20 protein-coding genes and 1 pseudogene are annotated in these 21,790 nt (G+C 67.2%); 16 read left to right on the top strand and 5 right to left on the bottom strand.

What is annotated here, in order from left to right:
* Positions 1-25 precede the first annotated feature (25 nt).
* From ABDC78_RS18385 to ABDC78_RS18375, 3 genes are read left to right on the top strand one after another with little or no spacing between them, the layout of a single operon-like run.
* Entirely contained in the window at positions 26-1,036 is a 1,011-nt protein-coding gene (locus ABDC78_RS18385) for an ABC transporter permease (RefSeq protein WP_067391621.1), read from the top strand.
* Entirely contained in the window at positions 1,033-2,703 is a 1,671-nt protein-coding gene (locus tag ABDC78_RS18380) for a dipeptide/oligopeptide/nickel ABC transporter permease/ATP-binding protein (protein ID WP_084377504.1), read from the top strand. The genes ABDC78_RS18385 and ABDC78_RS18380 overlap by 4 nt, the downstream gene beginning before the upstream one ends.
* Positions 2,700-3,476, top strand: coding sequence for an ATP-binding cassette domain-containing protein (locus ABDC78_RS18375; RefSeq protein ID WP_067391616.1), 777 nt, complete (start codon positions 2,700-2,702; stop codon positions 3,474-3,476). Before ABDC78_RS18380 ends, ABDC78_RS18375 begins: the two co-directional genes overlap by 4 nt.
* 227 nt (positions 3,477-3,703) lie before the next feature.
* On the opposite strand, the pseudogene ABDC78_RS18370 reads toward ABDC78_RS18375, so the two are convergent.
* The 4 genes and pseudogenes from ABDC78_RS18370 to ABDC78_RS18355 all read right to left on the bottom strand — a co-directional run.
* Positions 3,704-3,820: pseudogene (locus ABDC78_RS18370) on the bottom strand (ATP-dependent DNA ligase); the annotation flags it as partial.
* A 57-nt stretch (positions 3,821-3,877) separates the two neighbouring features.
* Positions 3,878-5,011: an epoxide hydrolase gene (locus tag ABDC78_RS18365; protein WP_178360683.1), complete on the bottom strand. Its 1,134-nt coding sequence runs from the start codon at positions 5,009-5,011 to the stop codon at positions 3,878-3,880.
* Complete coding sequence (locus tag ABDC78_RS18360) at positions 5,008-5,991, bottom strand: alpha/beta hydrolase (RefSeq protein ID WP_178360682.1); 984 nt, start codon at positions 5,989-5,991, stop codon at positions 5,008-5,010. Before ABDC78_RS18360 ends, ABDC78_RS18365 begins: the two co-directional genes overlap by 4 nt.
* A gap of 27 nt (positions 5,992-6,018) precedes the next feature.
* Entirely contained in the window at positions 6,019-7,779 is a 1,761-nt protein-coding gene (locus ABDC78_RS18355) for an amidohydrolase family protein (protein WP_178360681.1), read from the bottom strand.
* A gap of 113 nt (positions 7,780-7,892) precedes the next feature.
* Here ABDC78_RS18355 and ABDC78_RS18350 point away from each other — a divergent pair, with 113 nt between their 5' ends.
* The 9 genes from ABDC78_RS18350 to ABDC78_RS18310 all read left to right on the top strand — a co-directional run bounded on the left by ABDC78_RS18350 (position 7,893) and on the right by ABDC78_RS18310 (position 16,272).
* Entirely contained in the window at positions 7,893-9,257 is a 1,365-nt protein-coding gene (locus ABDC78_RS18350; protein ID WP_178360680.1) for an aromatic ring-hydroxylating dioxygenase subunit alpha, read from the top strand.
* A complete protein-coding gene (locus ABDC78_RS18345; RefSeq protein ID WP_178360679.1) occupies positions 9,226-9,858 on the top strand; it encodes a TetR family transcriptional regulator in 633 nt (210 codons plus the stop codon). The genes ABDC78_RS18350 and ABDC78_RS18345 overlap by 32 nt, the downstream gene beginning before the upstream one ends.
* 13 nt (positions 9,859-9,871) lie before the next feature.
* The gene (locus ABDC78_RS18340) at positions 9,872-10,942 is read left to right on the top strand and encodes an ATP-dependent DNA ligase (RefSeq protein WP_178360678.1); all 1,071 of its coding nucleotides are present in this window, start codon (positions 9,872-9,874) and stop codon (positions 10,940-10,942) included.
* Between the two features lie 141 nt (positions 10,943-11,083).
* The gene (locus ABDC78_RS18335) at positions 11,084-11,731 is read left to right on the top strand and encodes an ABC transporter permease (RefSeq protein WP_178360677.1); all 648 of its coding nucleotides are present in this window, start codon (positions 11,084-11,086) and stop codon (positions 11,729-11,731) included.
* Positions 11,724-12,920, top strand: coding sequence for a betaine/proline/choline family ABC transporter ATP-binding protein (locus tag ABDC78_RS18330; RefSeq protein WP_178360676.1), 1,197 nt, complete (start codon positions 11,724-11,726; stop codon positions 12,918-12,920). Before ABDC78_RS18335 ends, ABDC78_RS18330 begins: the two co-directional genes overlap by 8 nt.
* Before the next feature lie 8 nt (positions 12,921-12,928).
* Entirely contained in the window at positions 12,929-13,699 is a 771-nt protein-coding gene (locus ABDC78_RS18325) for an ABC transporter permease (RefSeq protein ID WP_347133519.1), read from the top strand.
* The gene (locus ABDC78_RS18320; RefSeq protein ID WP_178360674.1) at positions 13,699-14,673 is read left to right on the top strand and encodes a glycine betaine ABC transporter substrate-binding protein; all 975 of its coding nucleotides are present in this window, start codon (positions 13,699-13,701) and stop codon (positions 14,671-14,673) included. Before ABDC78_RS18325 ends, ABDC78_RS18320 begins: the two co-directional genes overlap by 1 nt.
* A gap of 56 nt (positions 14,674-14,729) precedes the next feature.
* Positions 14,730-15,380 carry an MBL fold metallo-hydrolase gene (locus ABDC78_RS18315; RefSeq protein WP_178360673.1) on the top strand — a complete coding sequence of 217 codons (651 nt, stop codon included), beginning with the start codon at positions 14,730-14,732 and terminating at the stop codon, positions 15,378-15,380.
* 16 nt (positions 15,381-15,396) lie between these two features.
* Entirely contained in the window at positions 15,397-16,272 is an 876-nt protein-coding gene (locus ABDC78_RS18310) for an LLM class F420-dependent oxidoreductase (RefSeq protein ID WP_178360672.1), read from the top strand.
* Positions 16,273-16,275: 3 nt separating this feature from the next.
* Here the strand turns inward: ABDC78_RS18310 and ABDC78_RS18305 are convergent, their stop codons facing one another.
* Positions 16,276-17,268, bottom strand: coding sequence for a phosphotransferase (locus ABDC78_RS18305; protein ID WP_178360671.1), 993 nt, complete (start codon positions 17,266-17,268; stop codon positions 16,276-16,278).
* A gap of 49 nt (positions 17,269-17,317) precedes the next feature.
* Here ABDC78_RS18305 and ABDC78_RS18300 point away from each other — a divergent pair, with 49 nt between their 5' ends.
* From ABDC78_RS18300 to ABDC78_RS18285, 4 genes are read left to right on the top strand one after another with little or no spacing between them, the layout of a single operon-like run.
* The gene (locus tag ABDC78_RS18300) at positions 17,318-18,640 is read left to right on the top strand and encodes an aspartate aminotransferase family protein (protein ID WP_178360693.1); all 1,323 of its coding nucleotides are present in this window, start codon (positions 17,318-17,320) and stop codon (positions 18,638-18,640) included.
* The gene (gluQRS, locus tag ABDC78_RS18295) at positions 18,637-19,518 is read left to right on the top strand and encodes a tRNA glutamyl-Q(34) synthetase GluQRS (RefSeq protein WP_178360670.1); all 882 of its coding nucleotides are present in this window, start codon (positions 18,637-18,639) and stop codon (positions 19,516-19,518) included. The genes ABDC78_RS18300 and gluQRS overlap by 4 nt, the downstream gene beginning before the upstream one ends.
* Positions 19,519-19,562: 44 nt before the next feature.
* On the top strand, positions 19,563-21,032 hold the full coding sequence (locus tag ABDC78_RS18290; RefSeq protein WP_178360669.1) for an ABC transporter permease subunit: 1,470 nt from the start codon (positions 19,563-19,565) through the stop codon (positions 21,030-21,032).
* Complete coding sequence (locus tag ABDC78_RS18285; RefSeq protein WP_178360668.1) at positions 21,029-21,787, top strand: amino acid ABC transporter ATP-binding protein; 759 nt, start codon at positions 21,029-21,031, stop codon at positions 21,785-21,787. The genes ABDC78_RS18290 and ABDC78_RS18285 overlap by 4 nt, the downstream gene beginning before the upstream one ends.
* Positions 21,788-21,790: the final 3 nt, after the last annotated feature.

Raw genomic sequence — 21,790 nt, 5'->3', positions numbered from 1 at the left:
TAGCACGGACGACGGTCCCGGACGGATGAGGCCCGGCCGGCTACTGGCGAGGGCCGGGCAGTACGCGCTGGTGTTGTGGGTCGCGGCCACACTGAATTTCGCGCTGCCACACCTCTCCGGTGGCGATCCGGTCGTCTACCTGTACGGCGAGAATGGCGATCTGGCACCGGAACTATTGGAGGAGATCCGGGCCAGCTACGGATTGGACCGGTCCATCCTCGAACAGTACGGCGCATTTTGGGCTGACTTGGTACGGGGTGACCTGGGGACATCGGTCGAGTTCAACCGGCCGGTGGTCGACATTCTGCTGGACTACCTGCCCTGGACGGTTGCGCTGGCCGCCGTATCGATCCTGCTGGCTTTCGTCATCGGCACCCTCCTGGGCGCTTGGGCGGCCTGGCGGCGCGGCACCCGTCGCGACGCGGGCTCGGTCATCGGGGTCCTCCTGCTTGACGCCATGCCCAGCTTCTGGATCGGCATGATCCTCGTCGCAGTATTCGCGGTGCAGCTCGGGATCTTCCCGTCCTACGGTGCCGCGGCGATCGACGGCGACGGCCTCGGATGGCTCGCCGACGTCGCCGCGCGCATGGTGTTGCCGGTGGCCACGCTGGTACTCGCCACGCTCGGCGGATTCTTCCTGCTGGCCAGGGCGACGATGACAACCGTCCTGGACGAGCCCTTCGTCCGGCTCGCCCGGGCCAAAGGCCTCTCCGAACGACGGATCGTGATCACCCACGCCCTGCGGAACGCGCTGCTGCCGGTGTACACCAACGTGACGCTCGCCGTCGGGACGCTGGTATCCGGGGCTGTCGTCGTCGAAACGGTCTTTGCGTATCCCGGGATCGGCCGGTTGATCTTCAACGCGGTCACGGCGAGGGACTACCCCCTGCTCCAGGGCGGGTTCCTGTTGATCACGGTCGGCATCGTGGCGGCAAATCTGTTGGCAGACCTCACCTACCCACTCCTCGATCCTCGGGTACGACCCGAGCGGCGAGAGTCCGCCGTGACGACAACGGGCACCGCGGTGCCGTCATGAGGACCCGCTCGCGGCGGCTCGCGATGGTCGGCCTCGCCCTCCTCGGGGTGCTGGTATTCGTTGCCTTGGCGGCACCGCTGCTGGCGCCCTACGCGCCGAGCGATCGGGTCGGGCGGCCATTCTCGGCCCCGTCGGCCGCGCATCTGCTGGGCACCAACGACGTGGGGCACGATCTGCTGTCCGAGCTGATCTACGGCGCGCGCATCTCCCTGCTCGTCGGAATCGTTGCGGCGCTGGCGGCGACGGTCATCGGGGCGAGCGTCGGACTGCTCGCGGGCTACGCCCGAGGCTGGGTGGACACCGTATTGATGCGCTTCGTCGACGTGGTCTTGGCACTGCCGGTGCTGCCGTTGACCATCGTCATCGGGGTGTTTGCCGGGCCGGGCCTAATCACCCAGGTCATCGTCATCAGTGCCGTGATCTGGGCCGGTATCTCGCGCGAGCTGCGGGCACAGGTGCTTTCCCTGCGCGAACGTGACCACATCCAGGCCCTGCGCGCGATGGGCGCCGGAGCAGGCCACGTCCTCCCTCGACACATTCTGCCGGCGGTTGCCCCGCTGCTGGTGCCGCAGTTCGTCCTCGCCACTAAGTCCGCGATCCTCTTGGAAGCGTCCCTCGCCTTCCTCGGACTTGGTGATATCACCGCCAAGAGCTGGGGTTCCATGCTCTCGAACGCACACGCCCGCAGCGCCTTCCTCACCGATGCCTGGCTGTGGTGGGTGGTCCCACCGGGCCTCGTGATCGCACTCACCGTCCTGGCCTTCGCACTGCTCGGCTACGCGTTCGAAGAACGCGCCCGGCCCTCGCTGCGCGACGGTCAGCCGCCTCGATCCGCGCCCACCCGTGCTGCCGGCCCGGTCGACTTGGGTGCGCCGCCACTGGTGATCGAGAATCTGACCGTCACGTATCAGTCCGACCGTGGTGTCGTCACAGCCGTGGACGGTCTGAGTGTCACCGTCGAGGCAGGTGAGCTGGTCGGCGTGGTCGGGGAGTCCGGTAGCGGCAAATCCACGGTCACCGCGGCCGCCATCGCGCTACTGCCGCCGGCCGCGACGGTGATCGCGGGCACCGTCGCGGTACAGGGCCGAGACCTGGCGACGCTCACAGCCGAGGAGCTGCGGGCACTGCGCGGGGACCGGATCGCGTTGGTGCCGCAGGACGCGATCAGCGCGCTGAACCCGGTGCGCACTGTCCGCGCGCAGCTCGCCGAGGCAGTTCGCGCACACCGGTCGGTCACGCGGGCCACGGCACGCGCGCGTGCCGACGAGCTGCTGAACCTGGTCGGGCTCGACCCGGCTCGGGCCGGGAGCTATCCGCACCAGTTCTCCGGCGGCATGTGCCAGCGCGTCGTCATTGCGATGGCACTGATCAACGACCCCGCAGTGGTGATCGCCGACGAACCGACCAGTGGTCTCGACGGCGTCGTTCAGGGTGAGATACTCGACCTGCTCGATGACATACGTCACCGGCTGAATCTCGCATTGCTGATCGTGTCGCACGATCTGAGCGTGGTCGGGCGGATCGCCGATCGGATCGCGGTGATGCAGGCCGGTCGGATCGTGGAGGTCGGCCCGACCGAACAGGTGCTCACCGCATCCGCGCACCCCTTCACCCGAAGTCTGGTCGACGCGGTACCGCGCCTCACGACCGCGGGAACACCAGCGTGATCCGCGAGCAGTCACCCGCGCTCGACGTCAAGGGGCTCATCGTGAGCTTCGGTGCGGTGCGGGCTGTCGACGAGTTCGATCTCCAGATCGCGGCGGGGGAAACCGTCGGCCTCGTCGGCGGGTCCGGCGTCGGCAAGTCAACCGTCGCGCGGGCCGTCGCCGGACTCGTCACGCCCGACTCGGGAGCCATCCGGCTGGACGGGGTCGACCTCGTAGGACTGCGCCAACGGGCTGCGCGGCGCCAGCGGCGGCGGTTGCACCTTGTGTTCCAAGACCCTTACGCGGCCCTGCCCCCGACGCTGCGAGTCCTCGACATCGTCGCCGAACCGCTGGTCATCCACCGCATCGGCGACCGGGAAGAGCGCCGGGAGCGAGCCGCCGATGCTCTGAACGCCGTCTACCTGCATCCTCGCCACCTCACCCGATACCCGCATCAGCTGTCCGGCGGCGAACGGCAACGAGTGGCTTTCGCCAGGGCGCTGGTGACCGAGCCTCGGCTGGTGCTCGCCGATGAGCCCACCCGGATGCTCGATGCGACGCTGCGCCGCGACATCGTGGACCTGCTCAGCGAAATGGCCGCCACCAAAGGTGTCGCGATCCTGCACATCACCCACGACCTCGCCCTGGTCGGGCACGGCTGTGAACGGGTGGCCGTCATGCGGCGGGGCCGGGTCGTCGAGCATGGGCGCACCACCGAGGTGTTCGACGCGCCTCAGCACCCGTATACCGCCGCGCTGATCGCGGCCGCTCAACGCAGGAGGGCGAAGCAATGACCTTCGGAATTCTCGGCATGGACACCCATTCAGCGAAACGGCCCGCTCCGCGGATGTGTTGCAGCAGCTTCGTGGCTTCGACGGTCGCGTCACGGTGAACCGTCCGCTTCCTGCTGCACTCCCGCTACCACGCCTGAGGCGAGTTGATGTTTCTACGCCGCCGCCTGCTCGAAGACTTCTCTAGCTAGTTCTCCAGTCACCAAATCGGGTTGACAAGTTCAGTGAAGAAAGCCGTCCCACTTGGGTTCATACGACCAGACGCCGGCCTCGGACGGCACCTTGGCCTGCGCCTTGGCCAGCATCGGTTCCAGCGGCGGCCGCACAGGGAGATCCATGGTTTCCATACTCACGTAGACCGGTGTACCCAGACAATGTCATCGAATCCGCTGCGACGTTCTAGCTCAATTGAACAGACCGGCTTCGCGCAGGACCGTTCCGTACGCGTTCAGATCGGCGGCGAAGAGTTGCGGTTGCTCGAAGGCGGCAAAATGCCCGCCGCGGTCCTGATGTGTGTAGTGCACCAGGTTGTAGTGCTTCTCTGCCCAGACCCGCGGCGTCTGCAGGATCTCGCACGGGTACACGGCATAACCGGTCGGCACGTCGACCCGGCCCTTCCACGGGCTCAGCGCACCGGTCCCGGCCCGTTCGGATTCGCAGTACAGCCGCGCGGCCGATGTCGCGGTGCACGTGAGCCAGTACATCATCAGGTTGTCGATCAGCCGGTCGGTGCTCACCGGCATGCCGTCGCGGCTGTCACACCACGCCGCGAACTTCTCCAGGATCCAACCGGCCAGTCCGATCGGTGAGTCGTCCAGCCCGAAACCGACCGAATGCGGTCGCGTCGCTTGCAGCTCCATGTACGCGGTGCCGTTGGCCACCTGCGCTGATGTCCGGACGATGGCGGCGACCTCGTCCTCGGTGACGCCCGCCATGGCATCGGAAGCACTGTCGGGGGGCAGCGCGAACAACATATTGGTATGAATCGCAGCGACATTGGGGGCGAAATGTTCACCGAGGTATCGGGTGACGAGCGCGCCCCAATCGCCACCCTGAGCCACGTACCGGTCATAGCCGAGCTGGACCATGACGTCGTTGACCGCGACGGCCACCCTGGCGACGTCGACCCCCTGTTCCGTCGTCGGGCCGGAGAACCCGTAACCGGGCATCGACACGACAACGACGTGAAAGCGGTCCAGCAGCAGGGGCAGCGTGTCGAGGAACTCGACGATCGAGCCGGGCCAGCCATGGGTGAGAACCAGCGGGATGGCGTCGGGGTCGGCCGATCGAGCGTGCAGCAGATGCACATGCTGACCGGCGGCGGTGGTGGTGAACGATCCCCATCGGTTCAGCTCGGCTTCGGTTGCCCGCCAGTCGTAGCCATTTGTCCACCGCGCGATCACCGATCGCAGGAACGTCTGGTCGGTCCCGTAGTCCGCGCCTGCCCCGTCGACCTCCGCCGGCCAGCGGGCGGATTCCAGGCGGCGTTGCAGATCGTCCAGCTGCGCTTGTTCGACGGCGATGAGGAACGGCCTCACGGACGCGGATCCTTCCGGGCGGTACCGCCGAAGACGGCAGGCAGCAGTTCATTGAAGATGTCGGCGCGTTCCCACTGCAGAAAGTGCCCTGCCCCGGGAACCACCAGCGGCCCAATACGATTGCTGAACGCCCGCTCGCATCGAGGGACGAAGTCCTCGCCGATGGCGTGGTCGTCCGGCCCGTAGAGGATCAGGGTTCGAACGTCGACAGCGTCCATCAGCGGGAACTCGGGCAACATCCGGCCGTACGCCAGTTGGTAGGTAGCCCACCCCGCGCGTAGCCGGGCCTCGTCGGCGAACGGCTCGGTCATGAAGTCGACGTCGGCCTGCTCGAACGAATACTTCGACCCCCACAGCCTGTTGGTGTACATCGAGGCGACCCACTGCCTGCGCGCCTGCGCCGAGCCCAGCATCGCGGCGAGCTCCTCGGGGAATGCACCCTGCATCCACCGGTAGTCTCCGGTCGGATCCGAGACCGCCGTTCCATCGGCGATGTCGTCGAACACAATTCCGGTGTAGTCCACACCCATGGGTGGCACGGTGTTGAACACACAGAACCCCTCCACGAAGCCGGGGAACCGGTGGATCATGTCGGTCGCCACGACTCCGCCGACGTCGCTCGCGGCGATAATGCACGAGGTGTGGCCGAGGTGTCCGTGCACCAACGCGTGCAGGTCACGTGAGTAGGTCACGAGGTCGTGTTGATCGTCAGGGGGCAGGTCGCTGTCCCCGAACCCCCTCAGGTCGGGCGCGATCACCTCGAAGCCCGACACTGCCAGCGCCTCGATGTTGCGCCACCAGATTCGTTTGGTCTCGGGGTAGCCGTGGATCAGCAGCAGCGGTATCCCACCGACGCCCTCCCGCACGAAGGACAGCGAAACACCCTCGGCAACAACGGCATTCGCGACAGTGAAGGCATCCGGTGCTGGTAGGGCGGGCTGAGCCGGGCGGTGACGTGGGTCGTACCGGAAGGCTGTCATTCTCCCCGTCGCTACGCTCGCCCCGGCCTACCGGGCTCCTCGTACCAGCCGACCCGGACGCGCACCCGTGTCTGCACCGTGCCGGCGCGTCACGACTCCGCTGACGACGGTGGCGTCGTAACCGGACGCCCCCTGGACCAACCGGTGACCGCCGGCGGGCAGGTCGTAGGCCATCCGCGGGGCGTGCAGTGTGAGCGCGTCCATGTCGATCACGTTCACGTCGGCCTTCTTGCCGACGCTGATGACGCCGCGGTCGGTCAGCCCGAACAGCTGTGCGGTGTCGTGCGCCTGCTTGCGGATCACGTACTCCAGCGGCAGCGTGGCACCGCGATGGCGGTCTCTCGCCCAGTGCGTCAGCAGGAACGTGGGGTAGGACGCGTCGCAGATCATGCTGCAGTGCGCGCCCCCGTCGGACAGTCCCATCACACCGGCGGGATGGGTGATCATCTCGCGGATCGCGTCGTGGTTTCCGTTGGAGTAGTTGAACATCGGGAACATCAGCATGTTGCCGGCATCGGCCTCCAGCATCAGGTCGTACATCGTCGCCAGCGGATCCTGGCCACGCTCGCGCGCGATCGCGGCCACCGTGTCCTCGTCGGTGGGCTCATAGTTGGGCGGCTCGCCGAGGTAGTACAGCCGCTCCGTCACGTTCTGCGCCAGCGCGAACATGCCGTCGAAGAGCTTCGTCGGATCGATCGGCATGTCGTCCTCGGACAGGATCGCAGCCCGCACCGCGGGTTCGGCCAACCGTGCGGCGAGCTCCTCCCGGGTGCACTCGGCCTTCAACCGCCGGTAGGTGGGACGGTGGGTGAACGCGTGGTGGCCCGGGAAGCCGAGCAGCATGCCGAACGGGCGGGCGGCGATCTGCGGGTGCAGTCGGCTGCCCGCCTCGTGCGCGGCCGCCGAGATGTCGAGTTGTTCACGCCACAGATTCGGGTCGGCGTCGACCTGGATCAATGCGAAGCTCAGCGCGCAATCGATCTCGCCGCCGAGCCGTTGCATCCACTCCAGTTCCTTCTTCGGCGCGACGATGTCCTCTCCGGCTGCCCCCTGGGGCGCGAGCTCGAACACCCCGGCGCCACCGGCGGCCATCGCATGGCCGAGCGCGAACAGTTCGTCTTCGGCGGCATATGTCCCAGGCACAGGTTCGCCGTCCATGGCGCGGTGGGCGATCGTGCGCGACGACGAGAAGCCCAGTGCGCCGGCCTCGGCGGCTTCGCGGACCAGCCGGCTCATCGCCGCGATGTCCTCCGCGTTGGCGGGTTCGTTGCGGGCGCCGCGCTCCCCCATCGCGTACGCGCGCACCGTGCCGTGCGCGATCTGGCTGCCGAAGTCGACGGCCAGTTCCCGCTTGCCGATCACGTCGAGGTACTCCGCGTAGCTCTCCCAGCCCCACGTGATGCCCTCGGTCAGCGCCGTCCCCGGGATGTCCTCGACACCCTCCATCAGGGCGATCAGCCATTCCTCGCTGCCCGGGCGCACCGGCGCGAATCCGACACCGCAGTTGCCGGCGACGACGGTCGTCACCCCGTGATTGCTGGACGGCTCCAGCACGCTGTCCCAGCTGACCTGACCGTCGTAGTGCGTGTGGATGTCGACGAACCCGGGCGCCACGATCTTTCCCGTGGCATCGATGGTCTCGGTGGCGTTGCCCTCCAGCGGCGGGTCGCCGGGTCCACGCCGACGGATCTCGACGATCTTGCCGTCCTTCACCGCGACGTCGGCGGTGAATCGGTCCGCCCCGGTGCCGTCAACCACGGTCCCACCGGTGATCTTCAGGTCGAACACGATTTCCTCCTCGAGCGCGAGCGTCAGCCGACTTGTTTGTGAATGTAACACCGTTACAGAGTCGAATGTAATAGCGTTTCCCAGCGCGGGTAGCGACTTTCGAAGGACGAGTCATGACACACACGGCGCAGCCCAGCCGCCACGCTGGGCCACAGCGTGAGGACGCCATCGGTGCGCCGCCACAGCGACCGACCATGGTTCCTGCGGAGCGTTACTACTCACCGGAGTTCGCCCGACTCGAGGACGAACGGATGTGGCCCAGGGTGTGGCAGTTCGCCTGCACTGTCGACCACGTGGCCGACCCAGGTGACTACTTCGAATACCGTTGTGGGCCATACTCCGTTCTGGTCCTCCGGGGTGACGACGGTGAGCTGCGGGCGTTCCAGAACGTCTGTCGTCATCGTGGGAACAGCCTGTGCACCGGCGCCGGTTCCCAATTGCGCGAACTCCGGTGCGGCTATCACGGCTGGACATGGGATCTGCAGGGCGCTTTGCGGCGGGTGCCTCACCGCAAGGGTTTCGGCGCGCTCGCGATGAGTGAGTTCCCGCTGATCGCCGCGCAGGTCGACACGTGGGAGCGACTCGTGTTCGTCAATCTCGACGTATCCGCTATGCCGCTGCGCGACTATCTCGAGGCGGTCCCGGATGACATCGCGTGGAACCGGCTGAGCGAATTCCGCTGCTACGCGACGATGACCATCGACGTCGACGCCAACTGGAAGACGATCGCCGACGGGTTCAGCGAGACCTACCACATCCAGACGTTGCATCCCGAACTGCACCGGTGCATGGACGACGTCTTTGCGCCGCAATCCATCTGGGGGCACACGGGCAAGTCCGAACAGCTCTACGGCGTACCCAGTCCGCACCTCAAGGAGAGTGTGGACGACGCCGCGGTGTGGGATGCCTACGTGTGCACCCAGGGTGCGCTCATGGGCGTCGCCGAGGGCACTCCGTTTCCGGTAGAAGACTCATCGGAGCGTTCGGCCGCTGAGCTCATCGCAGACCGGACACGGTCCTTCGCCTCCGAACGCGGTGTCGACCTGGCGTGGGCCACCGACGATCAGATCATGCGGCTACACCAGTACAACGTGTTCCCCAACATGTCGCTGCTGACCAACGCCGACCACCTGACGGTGCTGACCTCCCGACCCGGCGTCGATCCCGACCGCGGCGAACTGGTCATGACGCTGTGGATGAGAATGCCGCCCGGGGCGCCGCGAACCAAACCTGCAGACGTCCGGTTGACCGCCGACGAGGCCCACCCCGGCCTGGTTCTGACCCAGGACATCGCGGTGCTGCCCGGGCTTCAACGCGGACTGCACCAACCGGGGTTGACTCATGTCGTCCTGTCGAACGAGGAGCGCCGCATCATCAACATGCACCGCAACCTCGAACGTTATCTCGATGTGCCGGAAGCAGATCGAATGACCGGGGGTGAAACCGATGGCGCCCCCGCGTCGCAACCCCGCGGGTGATCCGGGCGTCACGGCGGACCTGATCCTGCAGACCGCGGCCCGGCTGATCGAGATCGACGGGGTGAAGGCGCTGACCATGCGCAGCCTCGCCGACCGACTGGGCGTGGCGGTCACGTCGATCTACTGGCACATCGGCGGGCGCGACCAACTTCTGGACAGCCTCGTCGAAGGACTGCTCGTCGAGCTGTCGAACCTGCCTGTCGAAGGCGATGGTCCCGTCGAACGCATTGCCTCACTTGCCCGTTCACAACGCAGGGTGCTCATCGAGCGCCAACACCTGCTCGGTATCGCCCACGAACGCGACCGCACACCGGAGTTGTTCCTACCCATCCAACGGGCACTGGCGGCACAACTGGCAGATCTCGGAGTGACCGGAACCGACGCTGCGCTCATCCTGCGCGCCATCCAGGTGCACGTCATCTCCTCGGCGGTCATGCAGTTCTCGGCAGTGCGCGGAGCCAAGCACGACGAGGAGGATCCCTCACTCTGGGCGAACGCCTGGCCCGATCAGGCGCTCGTCGAAGCCCTGCAGGCCCCCACCGACTACGACGCGGTCTTCGAGTACGGACTCGACGCGTTGTTGGCACGCTTGCGCGCGTAGCGACAATGAACGGGTGCAACTGCCCGTGATGCCGCCGGTGCCTCCGATGCTGTCGAAGTCGGTTCCCGCCATCCCTGCGGAGGCCTCCTATGAGCCCAAGTGGGACGGATTCCGATCGATCCTGTTCCGCGACGGGGACGAGGTCGAGTTGGGCAGCCGCAACGAGCGGCCGCTGACTCGGTACTTCCCGGAACTCGCCGCCGCGGCCCGCGCAGAGCTGCCGCCGCGATGTGTCATCGACGGCGAGATCGTGATCGCCGGTGCGCACGGCTTGGACTTCGATGCGCTGCAGCTACGGATGCACCCGGCAGCCTCGCGGGTGCGGATGCTCGCCGGACAGACGCCGGCGGCGTTCATCGCGTTCGACCTGTTGGCGCTCGACGACACCGACTACACCGGGCGGCCGTTCGTCGAGCGGCGCGCGGCGCTGGTCGACGCGATGGCCGGCTCCGGTCCGACATTCCACATCACGCCGGCGACCACCGACCTCGCCACCGCGCAACGGTGGTTCGACGAGTTCGAGGGGGCCGGCCTGGACGGGGTGGTCGCCAAGCCGCTCGACGGGCACTACCTCCCGGGCAAGCGGGTGATGTTCAAGATCAAGCACGCGCGGACCGCGGACTGCGTGGTCGCGGGTTACCGGCTGCACAAATCCGGTGACGATGCGATCGGATCGCTGCTGCTGGGGCTCTACACCGACGACGGCACGCTGGCCTCGGTCGGGGTCATCGGTTCGTTCCCGATGGCGACAAGGCGCCGACTGTTCACCGAACTGCAATCGCTGGCAACAACGTTCGACCACCACCCATGGAACTGGGCGGCACAGGCCGCGGCGGACCCGGAACTCGCACGCCGGTACGGCGGCGGCTCACGGTGGAACGCGGGCAAAGATCTGTCCTTCGTGCCTCTGCGGCCTGAACGTGTCGTCGAGGTCCGCTATGACCACATGGAAGGTGCGCGATTCCGGCACACCGCACAATTCAACCGCTGGCGACCCGACCGCGATCCGCAGTCATGCACCTACGAGCAACTGGAACGCCCGGTGCTGTTCCGCCTCGGCGACATCGTCCCGGGCCTCGGATAACGCACCCAGCAGCAAAGTTGGAAGACTAGGTATACATCTCGCCGGGAGTGGGTACGCGGCGCTGATGCACCAGGCTTCGATGGGCCTTCGACGGGGCGGCGCGTTCGCCGCGCCTGCGCGCCCATTCCGTGTGGCAGCCTGATGGGCTTCCTCGAGTTCGTCTCCGACCGTTGGGCGGTGCTGTCCTTCCTGGCCTACCAGCACATGAGCCTGGTCGTGCAGACGCTCGCGGTGGCCACCGTGCTGGCACTCGTCATCGGCGTGCTGATCTACCGGTCGCCGTGGGGTTCCACGGTCGGCAACACCATCACCGCGGTCGGTCTCACGATTCCGTCGTACGCCCTGCTCGGGGTTCTCGTCGGAATCGTCGGTATCGGGGTGCTGCCGTCGGTGATCATGCTGGTGTTCTTCGGCTTTTTCCCGATTCTGCGCAATGTCGTGGTGGGGTTGACCGGAGTGGACAAGACGCTGGTCGAATCCGCCCGCGGCATGGGCATGAACAGGCTCACCACCCTGGTGAGGCTCGAATTGCCGCTGGCCTGGCCGGTGATCATGACCGGCGTCCGCGTCTCGGCGCAGATGCTGATGGGTATCGCCGCCATCGCGGCGTTTGCATTGGGGCCCGGTCTGGGCGGCTACATCTTCTCCGGGATCTCGAGGACGGGCGGCGCCAACGCGACGAACTCCATCGTCGCCGGCACCGTCGGCATCCTGATCCTCGCGGTCGTCCTCGACACCGTGCTCAACGTCCTCACCCGACTCACCACCCCAAGGGGGATCCGTGTCTGATCCGGCAACCGACGAGGCACCCTCGACAGGTCACCGCTCCGCCGGCGGCGCCCGCATCCTGCTGGAAGGTGTCAGCAAGCTGTACGAGGGGCAATCGGTGCCGGCGGTGGACAACGTCACCCTGGAGATTCCCGCCGGGGAGATCGTGATGCTCGTCGGGCCTTCCGGTTGCGGCAAGACCACCACGATGAAGATGATCAACCGGCTCATCGAACCGACGTCCGGCCGCATTCTGATCGGCGACGAGGACGTGACCCGTCAGGACCCCGACCAACTCCGGCGCCACATCGGTTACGTCATCCAGGGTGCGGGTCTGTTTCCCCACCTCACTGTCGGCGACAACATCGCGCTCGTCCCCCGTCTGCTCAAGTGGGACAAGAAGCGCATCGCCGACCGCGTGGACGAGCTGCTCGACCTAGTCAGCCTCGAGCCCGAAAAGTACCGGAACCGCTACCCGCGGGAACTCTCCGGCGGTCAGCAGCAGCGCATCGGTGTGGCACGCGCGCTGGCCGCCGACCCGCCGGTGCTACTGATGGATGAGCCCTTCGGCGCGGTCGACCCGATCACCCGGCAGCGCCTGCAGGACGAACTGCTGCGACTGCAGGAGGAACTGCGTAAGACCATCGTGTTCGTGACACACGACTTCGACGAGGCCGTCAAGCTCGGCGATCGCATCGCGATCCTGCAGGTCGGTTCGAGGATCGTGCAGTACGACACCCCGGAACAGATTCTCGCCAACCCCGCCGACGACTTCGTCAGCGACTTCGTCGGCCACGGTGCGGCTCTCAAGCAGCTGACGCTGACGCGGGTGCGCGATGTGGAACTCCACGAAGCCGCGGTCGCGCGGGTCGGTGGCGACGCCGCCGAGGCGGTCAGGGCCGCCCGGGCCATCGACCGCGAGCACGTCATCGTTCTCGACGACCAGGACCGACCACAGAGATGGCTGTCGATAGCCGAACTGCAGGAACCGAATTCGCTCTCCGGAGTGAGCCGTGACGAGGATCTCGAAGCAGTGAGCCTCGCGTCGACTCTCAACGATGCCCTCGACGCCATGCTCACCTCCTCGCACGGCGTCGTCGTCGTGACGGGGCGCCGCAACACTTATCGCGGGGTGATCCGGATCGAGACCATCATGGAGGCGATGTCCGGCATGCCCAGCGCGGCCGGATCCGCGGAGTCCGTGACGTGACGGCCGTCATCCCCGAGGTCCCCGCGGCGACGGACGCCGGCTCGGAGCAGCCCCGGCGTCGCGGTCTCGGCCGCTGGGTGTTTCAGCCACTGGCGTGTGTCGTCGCCGTCGTGGGCGCGCTGGTGTATGTCAACGTCGCCGACGTATCCGACTCGGAGCAGCGCTCGCTGGGCATCCCGAACCTGTTGACGCTGCTGCGCGAGCACATGACGATCAGCCTGGCGGCAACGGTGCTGACGTGCGTGATCGCCATCCCGATCGGAATCCTGCTGACCCGCGGACCGATGCGTCGCTACTCGAAGCCGGTCATCACCGTCGCAGGTTTCGGTCAGGCCGCGCCGGCGATCGGTTTGATCGCACTCGGTGCGGTGCTCTTCGGCATCGGTCAGGTCGGTGCCATCGTCGCGCTGACGGTCTACGGCGCACTGCCGATCATCGCCAACACGGTGACCGGCCTCGACGGTGTCGACCCGCGCCTGGTCGAAGCAGCCCGCGGCATGGGGATGTCCGCGTTCTCCACGCTGTTGCGCGTCGAGTTGCCGCTGGCGCTCGCCGTGATCGTGGCCGGCGTGCGGACCGCGTTGGTACTCATCGTGGGTACCGCCGCGCTGGCGTCGTTCACCGGCGGCGGCGGGTTGGGTCAGCTGATCACGACCGGGATCAAGTTGCAGCAGAACGTCACCCTCCTGGTCGGTGGCATCCTGGTGGCCGCGTTGGCATTGTTCATCGACTGGTTGGCGCGTGTGGTCGAAATCGTCGCCGCGCCAAAGGGACTCTGATGCGCACGACCGTCGGCAAGCGCTTCTGGCCCGGAGTGATCGCCGCCGTCGCCTGCGTCGTCTTGCTCGGCGGATGTGGGCTGCGGTCGGCCAGTGGGGCGGTGCTGGCCGCGGAACCGGGGTCGATCCAGTACTACGAGTCGCTCGAGGGGGTGCCGATCACCGTCGCGGCCAAGGACTTCACCGAACAGCTGATCCTCGGCAACATGCTGTCGACCATCCTGAGCACAGCCGGAGCCGATGTCACCAACCTGACCAACACGCCGGGAAGTTTCGGTGTGCGGCAGGCCATGCTCAACGGTGATGCCAACATCTCACCGGAGTACACGGGGACCGGGTGGATCAACTACCTGGGCAACGAGCAACCGATCAAGGGCGAGATCGCACAGTGGCAGGCGGTGAACGACGCGGATCAGGTCAACGGACTGTCCTGGCTCCCGCCGGCCCCCATGAACAACACCTACGCCTTCGCGATCCGCGAGGACGCCGCCGAGCGCCTCGGGGTGGCCACGCTCTCCGATCTGACGAATCTCGACAGATCAGAGCTGACCTTCTGCGTGGAAAGCGAATTCGCCAGTCGCAACGACGGGTTCGTCCCGATGCTGCAGACCTACGGGCTGACCCGGGCGGACCTCGGCAACGTCGTCACGCTCGACACCGGCGTCATCTACACCGCCACCGCCGACGGGGTGTGCAACTTCGGCGAGGTGTTCACCACCGACGGGCGCATCCCCGCTCTCGACCTCAGAGTCCTCGAGGACGACAAGGCGTTCTTCCCGCTGTACAACCTCACCGAGGTCGTCGCCACCGACCTGCTCGCCGCGCACCCTGAACTCGAGGAGATCTTCGCGCAGCTGAACCCGAAGCTCACCAATGAGACGATGCTCGAGTTGAACGCCAAGGTGGACAACGACGGTGACGATCCCGCACTGGTCGCCCGCGAGTGGCTGATCGAGCAGGGACTGGTGTCGTAGCCAGTTCGGAAAACCCCCTTGACCTCAACCATTGTTGAGGTTGCAGCCTGGGCTGCATGAACAAAGTACTGAGCGATCTCTGGGAGACGCAGACGGATTCACCGTTCCCCGGCCTGACCACCCATGCATACCTGTGGAAGGGGCCGAACGCGCTGTTCTATTCGACGGCCACCGACGCCGAGTTCGACGAACTCGTCGAACTCGGTGGCATCGAGGACCAGTACCTCTCACACCGCGACGAGGCCGGGCCGATGCTCAAAACCATTGCACAGCAGTTCCATTCGACGCTGCACGCACCCGCGGCCGAACTCGCCGAGATCAGCGGGCACCACCCCGTCGACGTCCCACTCGACGGACGTCACACCGACGACAACGGCGTCGAGGTCATCCCGACACCGGGGCATTCGCCGGGCAGCATCTCGTACCTGGTCGCCGGCGCGGAGGGCACCTACCTGTTCACCGGCGACACCCTGATCCGCAACCCCGAAGGCCGGTGGTGGGCCGGCTACATCGAGGGCATCAGCGACGCGGAGTCGCTGGCAGACAGCCTGCGCGTGCTCGCCGAACTCGAACCCGACGTGGTCATCTCCAGCGCCTTCCAGGGTGACTCGGCAGTGCATCGGATCAACCCGGGCGAATGGCGGGATCACGTCGCACAGGCGCTCGACGGACTTCCTGCGCCCGTGGGGAATGCTCGCCGCCGCTGACGCCTTGGAACAGGTCATGGACCTTGGATTCCACGTACCCATTTTCGACATCGACGGCGGGACCACCGCGATCGCGGGCGAACTGGCTGAGGTCGGCGCCGCCGCCGAGGCCGCAGGCGCGACCTGGCTGTCCTTCATGGATCACTTCTTCCAGATCGAGCCGACCGGATTGCCCGCCGAATCGAACATGCTGGAGGGCTACACCACCCTCGGCTACCTGGCGGCACACACGTCGTCGGTCACGCTCGGACTTCTCGTCACCGGGGTCACCTACCGCCACCCGGGACTGCTGGCCAAAACCGTGACGACACTCGACGTGCTCTCGGGCGGCCGCGCGGCGCTCGGCATCGGCGCCGCGTGGTTCGAGCGTGAGCATCGTGGCCTCGGCGTCCCGTTCCCGCCGTTGTCCGAGCGCTTCGAACGCCTCGAGGAGGCGCTGCAGATCTGCAACCAGATGTGGGATCCGGACAACAACGGCCCGTTTGTGGGCGAGCACTATCACCTCGAGGAGACACTGTGCTCCCCGCAGCCGATCACCAAGCCCACCGTGTTGATCGGCGGGGGCGGGGAGCGCAAGACGCTGCGGCTGGTGGCCCGCTACGCCGACGCGTGCAATCTGGTCGCGACGTCTCCCGAGGAGGTCGCCCACAAACTCGACGTGTTACGTCGCCACTGCGACGACGCCGGCCGCGACTACGACGGCATCCGCAAGACCGTGATGGCCCACAAACCCGATGTCACACCTGATCGCATCGACGAATTCGTCACGGCGATGGCCGAGTACGCACGGTTGGGTGTGCACACCGCGATCATCACCCCGAGCACCGGTTCGCCTGCGGCCTGGATCGACGCGATGTCACCCGCGGTCCCCCGGCTGGCCGAGCTCGGCTGACACCTAGTCGTAGCGCATCCAGGCCGGGTCGCCGAGGTACCGCTGCGCCAGGTCCGCGGTGCCCGGGGCGTAGCCGTCGGTGAAGGCGATCGCCGCGTCGGCATCGGCGTGCGACGCCACCCACGCGGTGAGCATCAGCCGGCGCAGCATCACGAAGGTCGGGATCATGTCCAGGTGGTCGGCGGGGATGTCCCGCACCTCGCGGTAGCCGCGCAGCCAGTCGGCGATCATGTGTTCGGCCTCCGGAGTGTGCTCGATGAACGACACCACTGCGCCGAGGTCGGCGAGATGCCAGGACCATCCGCAGTCGTCGAAGTCGATCACGGTGATGCCGGCTGATCCACCGGGATCGATCATCAGGTTCGCCATCCGCAGGTCAGCGTGGATCAGCCCGAACCGGTCGGGATCCTGCCCGAACGCCGTCAGCGCCGTCGCCACCCGGGCAGCTGCCTGCTCGACGACCGCAGAGCCGGAGGGGGTCAGCCCGGGGGCCTCTAGCCAGTTGCCCCATCGGGCCTGCGGCCCGAGCGTGGCGTCCACATCCCAGCGGAACCGGCTGAAGTACTCCGGCGTGGTCCAGCCCTCGACGTGCGAGTGCATGTGCCCGCAGAGCCTGCCGAGCTCGTCGAAACCGACCGCTTCCGGCTGCTCCTCGGCAGTGCACCCCTCGATGAACGTCACCGCGTCCACGTAGAGCGTGTTGTCTCCCACGACTGCGGCCACCACGTCGGCGCCGTCGGCGGCGCGGATCAACTCCGGCGTCGCCACCGGCGTGTCCGCACGCAGCGCCGCCATCCAGCTCAACTCCGAGCGGATGCCGTCGAGCGAGTGGTAGCCGGGACGGTGCACCCGCAGCACCATCGGCTCGTCGCCGACCACCAGGTAGGTGGCGTTCTCCGACAGGCTGAGCAGCCGGAGGTCCGAATCCGGGTCGCGGCCGTAGGCCGGCAGCACGGCGCGGGCGTAGCTCTCGTGGTCGGGCGGCAGTCCGGACATCCCCACAATTCTGACGGAGAACCCGCGATGCAGCAGACTGGGGCGCGTGGTGGGTTTCTCCAACATCATGGACTCGAACAGTTTCCGGGGGCAGCCGCCCGCGGACGACACTGCGCCGCTCATCGCTGCGCGCGAACGACTGCTCGGACCGGCGAACCGGCTGTTCTACGAACGGCCGGTGCACATCGTTCGCGGCGAGGGCGCTCATCTGTACGACGCCGACGGCCTGCAGTACCTCGACGCCTACAACAACGTCGTCAGCGTCGGGCACTGTGAGCCGCGGGTCGTCGACGCCGTCACCCGGCAGATGTCGACGCTGAACACCCATACCCGCTATCTGCACGAAGGCATCGTCGACTACTCCGCGCGATTGCTCGCCACCCTCTCCGACGGCCGCCCCGGGTCCCCGGACCAGGTGATGTACGCCTGCACCGGCTCCGAGGCCAACGACCTCGCATTGCGGGTCGCCGAAATGTACACCGGCGCAACCGGAGTCATCGTCACCAGCGAGGCCTACCACGGCAACACCACCGCCGTCACCGCGATCTCCCCGTCCCTCGGGGGCGCAGCGACCCTGGGTTCCCACGTCCGTGTGGTGCCGCCGCCGGACAGCTACCGGGTGCCGGCCGCAGAACTGGCGGCACGATTTGCCGCCGACGTCGCCGCCGCCGCGGACGACCTCGTTGCCGCCGGGTTCGGTGTCAGCGCCCTGGTTCTCGACACGATCTTCTCCTCCGACGGGGTGTACGCGACACCGGGTGTGCTGGGCTCAGCTGTGGCCATCGCCCGCAGCCACGGCGGGGTGTTCCTGGCCGACGAGGTGCAGCCCGGTTTCGCCCGGACCGGTGACGCCATGTGGGGTTTCGCCAGACACGGTGTGGTCCCCGACCTCGTCACGATGGGAAAGCCGATGGGCAACGGGATGCCGGTCGCGGCGATGGCGGGCCGCTCGGAGGTGATCGCGCCGTTCGCGACCGGCGTGCCGTACTTCAACACCTTCGCCGGCAACGCGGTGTCGATGGCCGCGGCCAACGCGGTGCTCGACGTCATCGACGACGACGGACTGCTCGACAACGCCCGCGACATCGGGGCGGCGTTGCGCGGCGAACTGGCCCGCGTCGATGACCCGCGGATCGGGGATGTGCGGGGCACCGGCCTCTACATCGGCGTCGAGATCGTCAGCGACCCGCAGGCCAGGACTCCCGACCGCGCGCAAGCCCGTCGGCTTGTCAATGCGCTGCGCGAGCGGCGGGTGCTGATCTCGGTGTGCGGCAGCGAGGGCCACGTGCTCAAGATCCGGCCACCACTGGTGTTCTCGGCTGCCGACGTCGACTGGTTCTGCTCGGCCTTCGTCGACGCCCTGGCGCAGTGACGAGCGCGGGGGCGGGCAGGTTCGCGCCGAGCCCGTCTGCCGACCTGCACATCGGAAACCTGCGCACCGCGGTGCTGGCCTGGCTGTTCGCCCGGTCCACAGGGCGACGGTTCCTCATGCGGGTCGAGGATCTCGACGACCGCACCCACGCCGACATCGCCGACCGCCAGCTCGCCGACCTCGCCGCACTGGGCCTGTCCTGGGACGGTCCCGCCGACCGGCAGACCGCACACGAGCAGCGCTACGACGCGGTCGTCGACACCCTCAACGCGCGCGGGCTGCTGTACGAATGTTATTGCACCCGAAAGGATATTGCCGCCGCGCCCCGGGCCCCGCACGCTCCGGAAGGGGCCTACCCCGGAACCTGCCGCGATCTCACGCAGGATGAACGGGAGGCCCGGCGGCAGGAGACGCAGCGTCCCCCAGCGCTGCGGCTACGCACCGACACGGTCGAATGCACCGTGCACGACGTGCTGCACGGTGACTACACCGGCCTGGTCGACGACTTCGTGATCCGACGCGGCGACGGGGTGCCGGCGTACAACCTGGCGGTGGTCGTCGACGACGCCGCCTCCGGGGTGGATCAGGTGGTACGCGGGGACGATCTGCTGTCCTCGTCGCCGCGCCAGGCGTATCTCGCACGGCTGCTCGGGCATCCGGAGCCGGTATACGCCCATGTGCCGCTGGTGCTCAATTCCGCCCGGGCGCGGCTGGCCAAGCGCGACGGTGCGGTCACGCTGGCCGAGATCGGCGTGCCGGACGCGCTGCGCCAGATCGCCGACTCGCTGGGGTATGCGGCGGCCACCGTCGACGGCATGCTCGCCGAATTCGACCCGCAGCGATTACCGCGCGTTCCGTGGGTATACCGCCCCCGATGAACAGAACCCTTGGGTCGCGGCCCGCCGGTTGTTACCGTCCGCCGATGGGTTATCCACGACGAGGCCTCCTCGCGGTGATCGCGCTGCTCGCCGTGCTGCTGACGGCATGCGGGTCGGCGGCGAACAATGTCGACGACCCGGTGCAGTCAGCGGGTGTCCTGCGGGTGGGCACCGAAGGCGTCTACGCACCGTTCAGCTATCACGACCCGGCGACCGGCCAACTCACCGGCTACGACGTCGACGTGGCCCGCGCCGTCGCCGAGAAGCTCGGGGTGAACATCGAGTTCGTCGAGACGCCGTGGGACTCGATCTTCGCCGCGCTGGAGGCCAACCGCTTCGACGTGGTGGCCAACCAGGTGACGATCACCCCGGAACGCCAACAGCTCTACGACCTCTCCGACCCCTACGCCATCGGCGAGGGAGTGATCGTCACCCGCGCCGACGACGACTCGATCACCTCGCTGGACGACCTGCGCGGCCGGACTGCGGCGCAGAGCACCACCAGCAACTGGGCCCAGGTGGCCCGCGACGCCGGCGCCCGGGTCGAAGCGGTGGAAGGGCTCACCCAGGCGATGGCGCTGCTGAGCCAGGGCCGGGTGGACGTCGTGGTCAACGACAGCCTCTCGATCTACGCCTACCTTGCCGAGACCAACGACACCGCCGTGAAGATCGCCGCGACCACCGGCGAGAGGAGCGAGCAGGGTTTCGCCGCACGCAAAGACAGCGGCATGCTGCCCGAACTGAACCGGGCCATCGAGGAACTGAAGGCCGACGGGACCCTGGGCGAGATCTCGCAGAAATACCTGAGAGCCAACGCCTCCGGTGGTCAGGATGCACCGCCGACGCAGCCGCGGTCGACGATGCAGTTGGTCCTCGACAACCTGTGGCCACTGGCCAGGGCGGCGCTGACGATGACGATCCCGCTGACGATCATCAGCTTCATCGTCGGACTGGTGATCGCGTTGGCGGTGGCGCTGGCGCGGCTGTCGCCGAACGTGGTGCTGAGCAACCTCGCGCGCTTCTACATCTCGATCATCCGCGGCACCCCGTTGCTGGTGCAGTTGTTCATCGTGTTCTTCGCGCTTCCGGAGTTCGGCGTGCGGATCGACCCGTTCCCCGCGGCGGTGATCGCATTCTCGCTCAACGTCGGCGGATACGCCGCCGAGATCATCCGCTCCGCGATCCAGAGCATCCCGAAGGGCCAGTGGGAGGCGGCCGAGACGATCGGCCTCAACTACGTGGGGGCTCTGCGGCGCATCATCCTCCCGCAGGCCTCCCGGGTGGCGGTGCCGCCGCTGTCCAACACGCTGATCTCACTGGTCAAAGACACCTCGTTGGCGTCGACGATCCTGGTCACCGAACTGCTGCGGCAGGCGCAGATCATCGCCGCTCCGACGTTCGAGTTCTTCGCGCTGTACGGCACGGCCGCGGTGTACTACTGGGTGATCTGCCTGGTGCTGTCGTTCAGCCAGGGCCGCATCGAACGCCGTCTGGAAAGGTATGTGGCGAAATGACAGTCGAGAATGTCGTCGTCGCCGATGGCCTGCGCAAGGCGTTCGGGGACAACCAGGTCCTCGAGGACGTCTCGTTCACGGTTCCGCGCGGCACGGCGACGGCGATCATCGGACCGTCGGGTTCGGGCAAGACCACGCTGCTACGGGCACTGAACGCGCTCGACGTTCCCGACTCGGGTGTGGTCCAGATCGGGGACGTCACCATCGATTTCGCGAAACCGGTGAGCAAGGACGAACTGCGCCGCTACCGGGCACAGAGCGGCTTCGTGTTCCAGTCCCACAACCTGTTCCCGCACAAGACGGTCCTGCAGAACGTCACCGAGGGTCCCCTCGTGGCGCAGAAGCGACCCCGCGACGAGGTGGAGGCCGAAGCCGACGAACTGCTCGGCAAGGTGGGGTTGGCGGACAAACGCGACCAGTACCCGTTCCAGCTCTCCGGCGGTCAGCAGCAGCGGGTCGGCATCGCGCGGGCGCTGGCGCTGCGTCCCAAGGTGGTGCTGTTCGACGAGCCGACCTCGGCGCTGGACCCCGAACTCGTCGGGGAGGTGCTCGCCGTGATCAGGGATCTTGCGGTCGAGGGCTGGACCCTGGTCGTCGTCACCCACGAGATCCAGTTCGCCAAACAGGTTTCCGACCAGGTGCTGTTCACCGATCAGGGAGTCATCCTCGAGCAGGGCCCGCCGGCAGCGGTGATCGGCGACCCCAAGGAGGAGCGCACCCGGCAGTTCTTGCAGCGGATCCTCAACCCGCTCTGACTC

Origin of the sequence: Mycobacterium sp. DL (assembly GCF_039729195.1) — a bacterium.
GTDB classification, from domain to species: domain Bacteria; phylum Actinomycetota; class Actinomycetes; order Mycobacteriales; family Mycobacteriaceae; genus Mycobacterium; species Mycobacterium hippocampi_A.
This window is presented reverse-complemented; position numbering and strand designations above follow the sequence as displayed.

What these genes read in the sequence shown, in the direction of transcription:
- ABDC78_RS18385 (WP_067391621.1), top strand. Translation starts at nt 26, where the DNA reads ATGAGGCCCGGCCGGCTACTGGCGAGGGCCGGGCAGTACGCGCTGGTG.
- ABDC78_RS18380 (WP_084377504.1), top strand. Translation starts at nt 1,033, where the DNA reads ATGAGGACCCGCTCGCGGCGGCTCGCGATGGTCGGCCTCGCCCTCCTC.
- ABDC78_RS18360 (WP_178360682.1), bottom strand. Translation starts at nt 5,991, where the DNA reads ATGACAGCCTTCCGGTACGACCCACGTCACCGCCCGGCTCAGCCCGCC.
- ABDC78_RS18350 (WP_178360680.1), top strand. Translation starts at nt 7,893, where the DNA reads ATGACACACACGGCGCAGCCCAGCCGCCACGCTGGGCCACAGCGTGAG.
- ABDC78_RS18345 (WP_178360679.1), top strand. Translation starts at nt 9,226, where the DNA reads ATGGCGCCCCCGCGTCGCAACCCCGCGGGTGATCCGGGCGTCACGGCG.
- ABDC78_RS18335 (WP_178360677.1), top strand. Translation starts at nt 11,084, where the DNA reads ATGGGCTTCCTCGAGTTCGTCTCCGACCGTTGGGCGGTGCTGTCCTTC.
- ABDC78_RS18320 (WP_178360674.1), top strand. Translation starts at nt 13,699, where the DNA reads ATGCGCACGACCGTCGGCAAGCGCTTCTGGCCCGGAGTGATCGCCGCC.
- ABDC78_RS18315 (WP_178360673.1), top strand. Translation starts at nt 14,730, where the DNA reads ATGAACAAAGTACTGAGCGATCTCTGGGAGACGCAGACGGATTCACCG.
- ABDC78_RS18310 (WP_178360672.1), top strand. Translation starts at nt 15,397, where the DNA reads ATGGACCTTGGATTCCACGTACCCATTTTCGACATCGACGGCGGGACC.
- ABDC78_RS18305 (WP_178360671.1), bottom strand. Translation starts at nt 17,268, where the DNA reads ATGTCCGGACTGCCGCCCGACCACGAGAGCTACGCCCGCGCCGTGCTG.
- ABDC78_RS18290 (WP_178360669.1), top strand. Translation starts at nt 19,563, where the DNA reads ATGGGTTATCCACGACGAGGCCTCCTCGCGGTGATCGCGCTGCTCGCC.
- ABDC78_RS18285 (WP_178360668.1), top strand. Translation starts at nt 21,029, where the DNA reads ATGACAGTCGAGAATGTCGTCGTCGCCGATGGCCTGCGCAAGGCGTTC.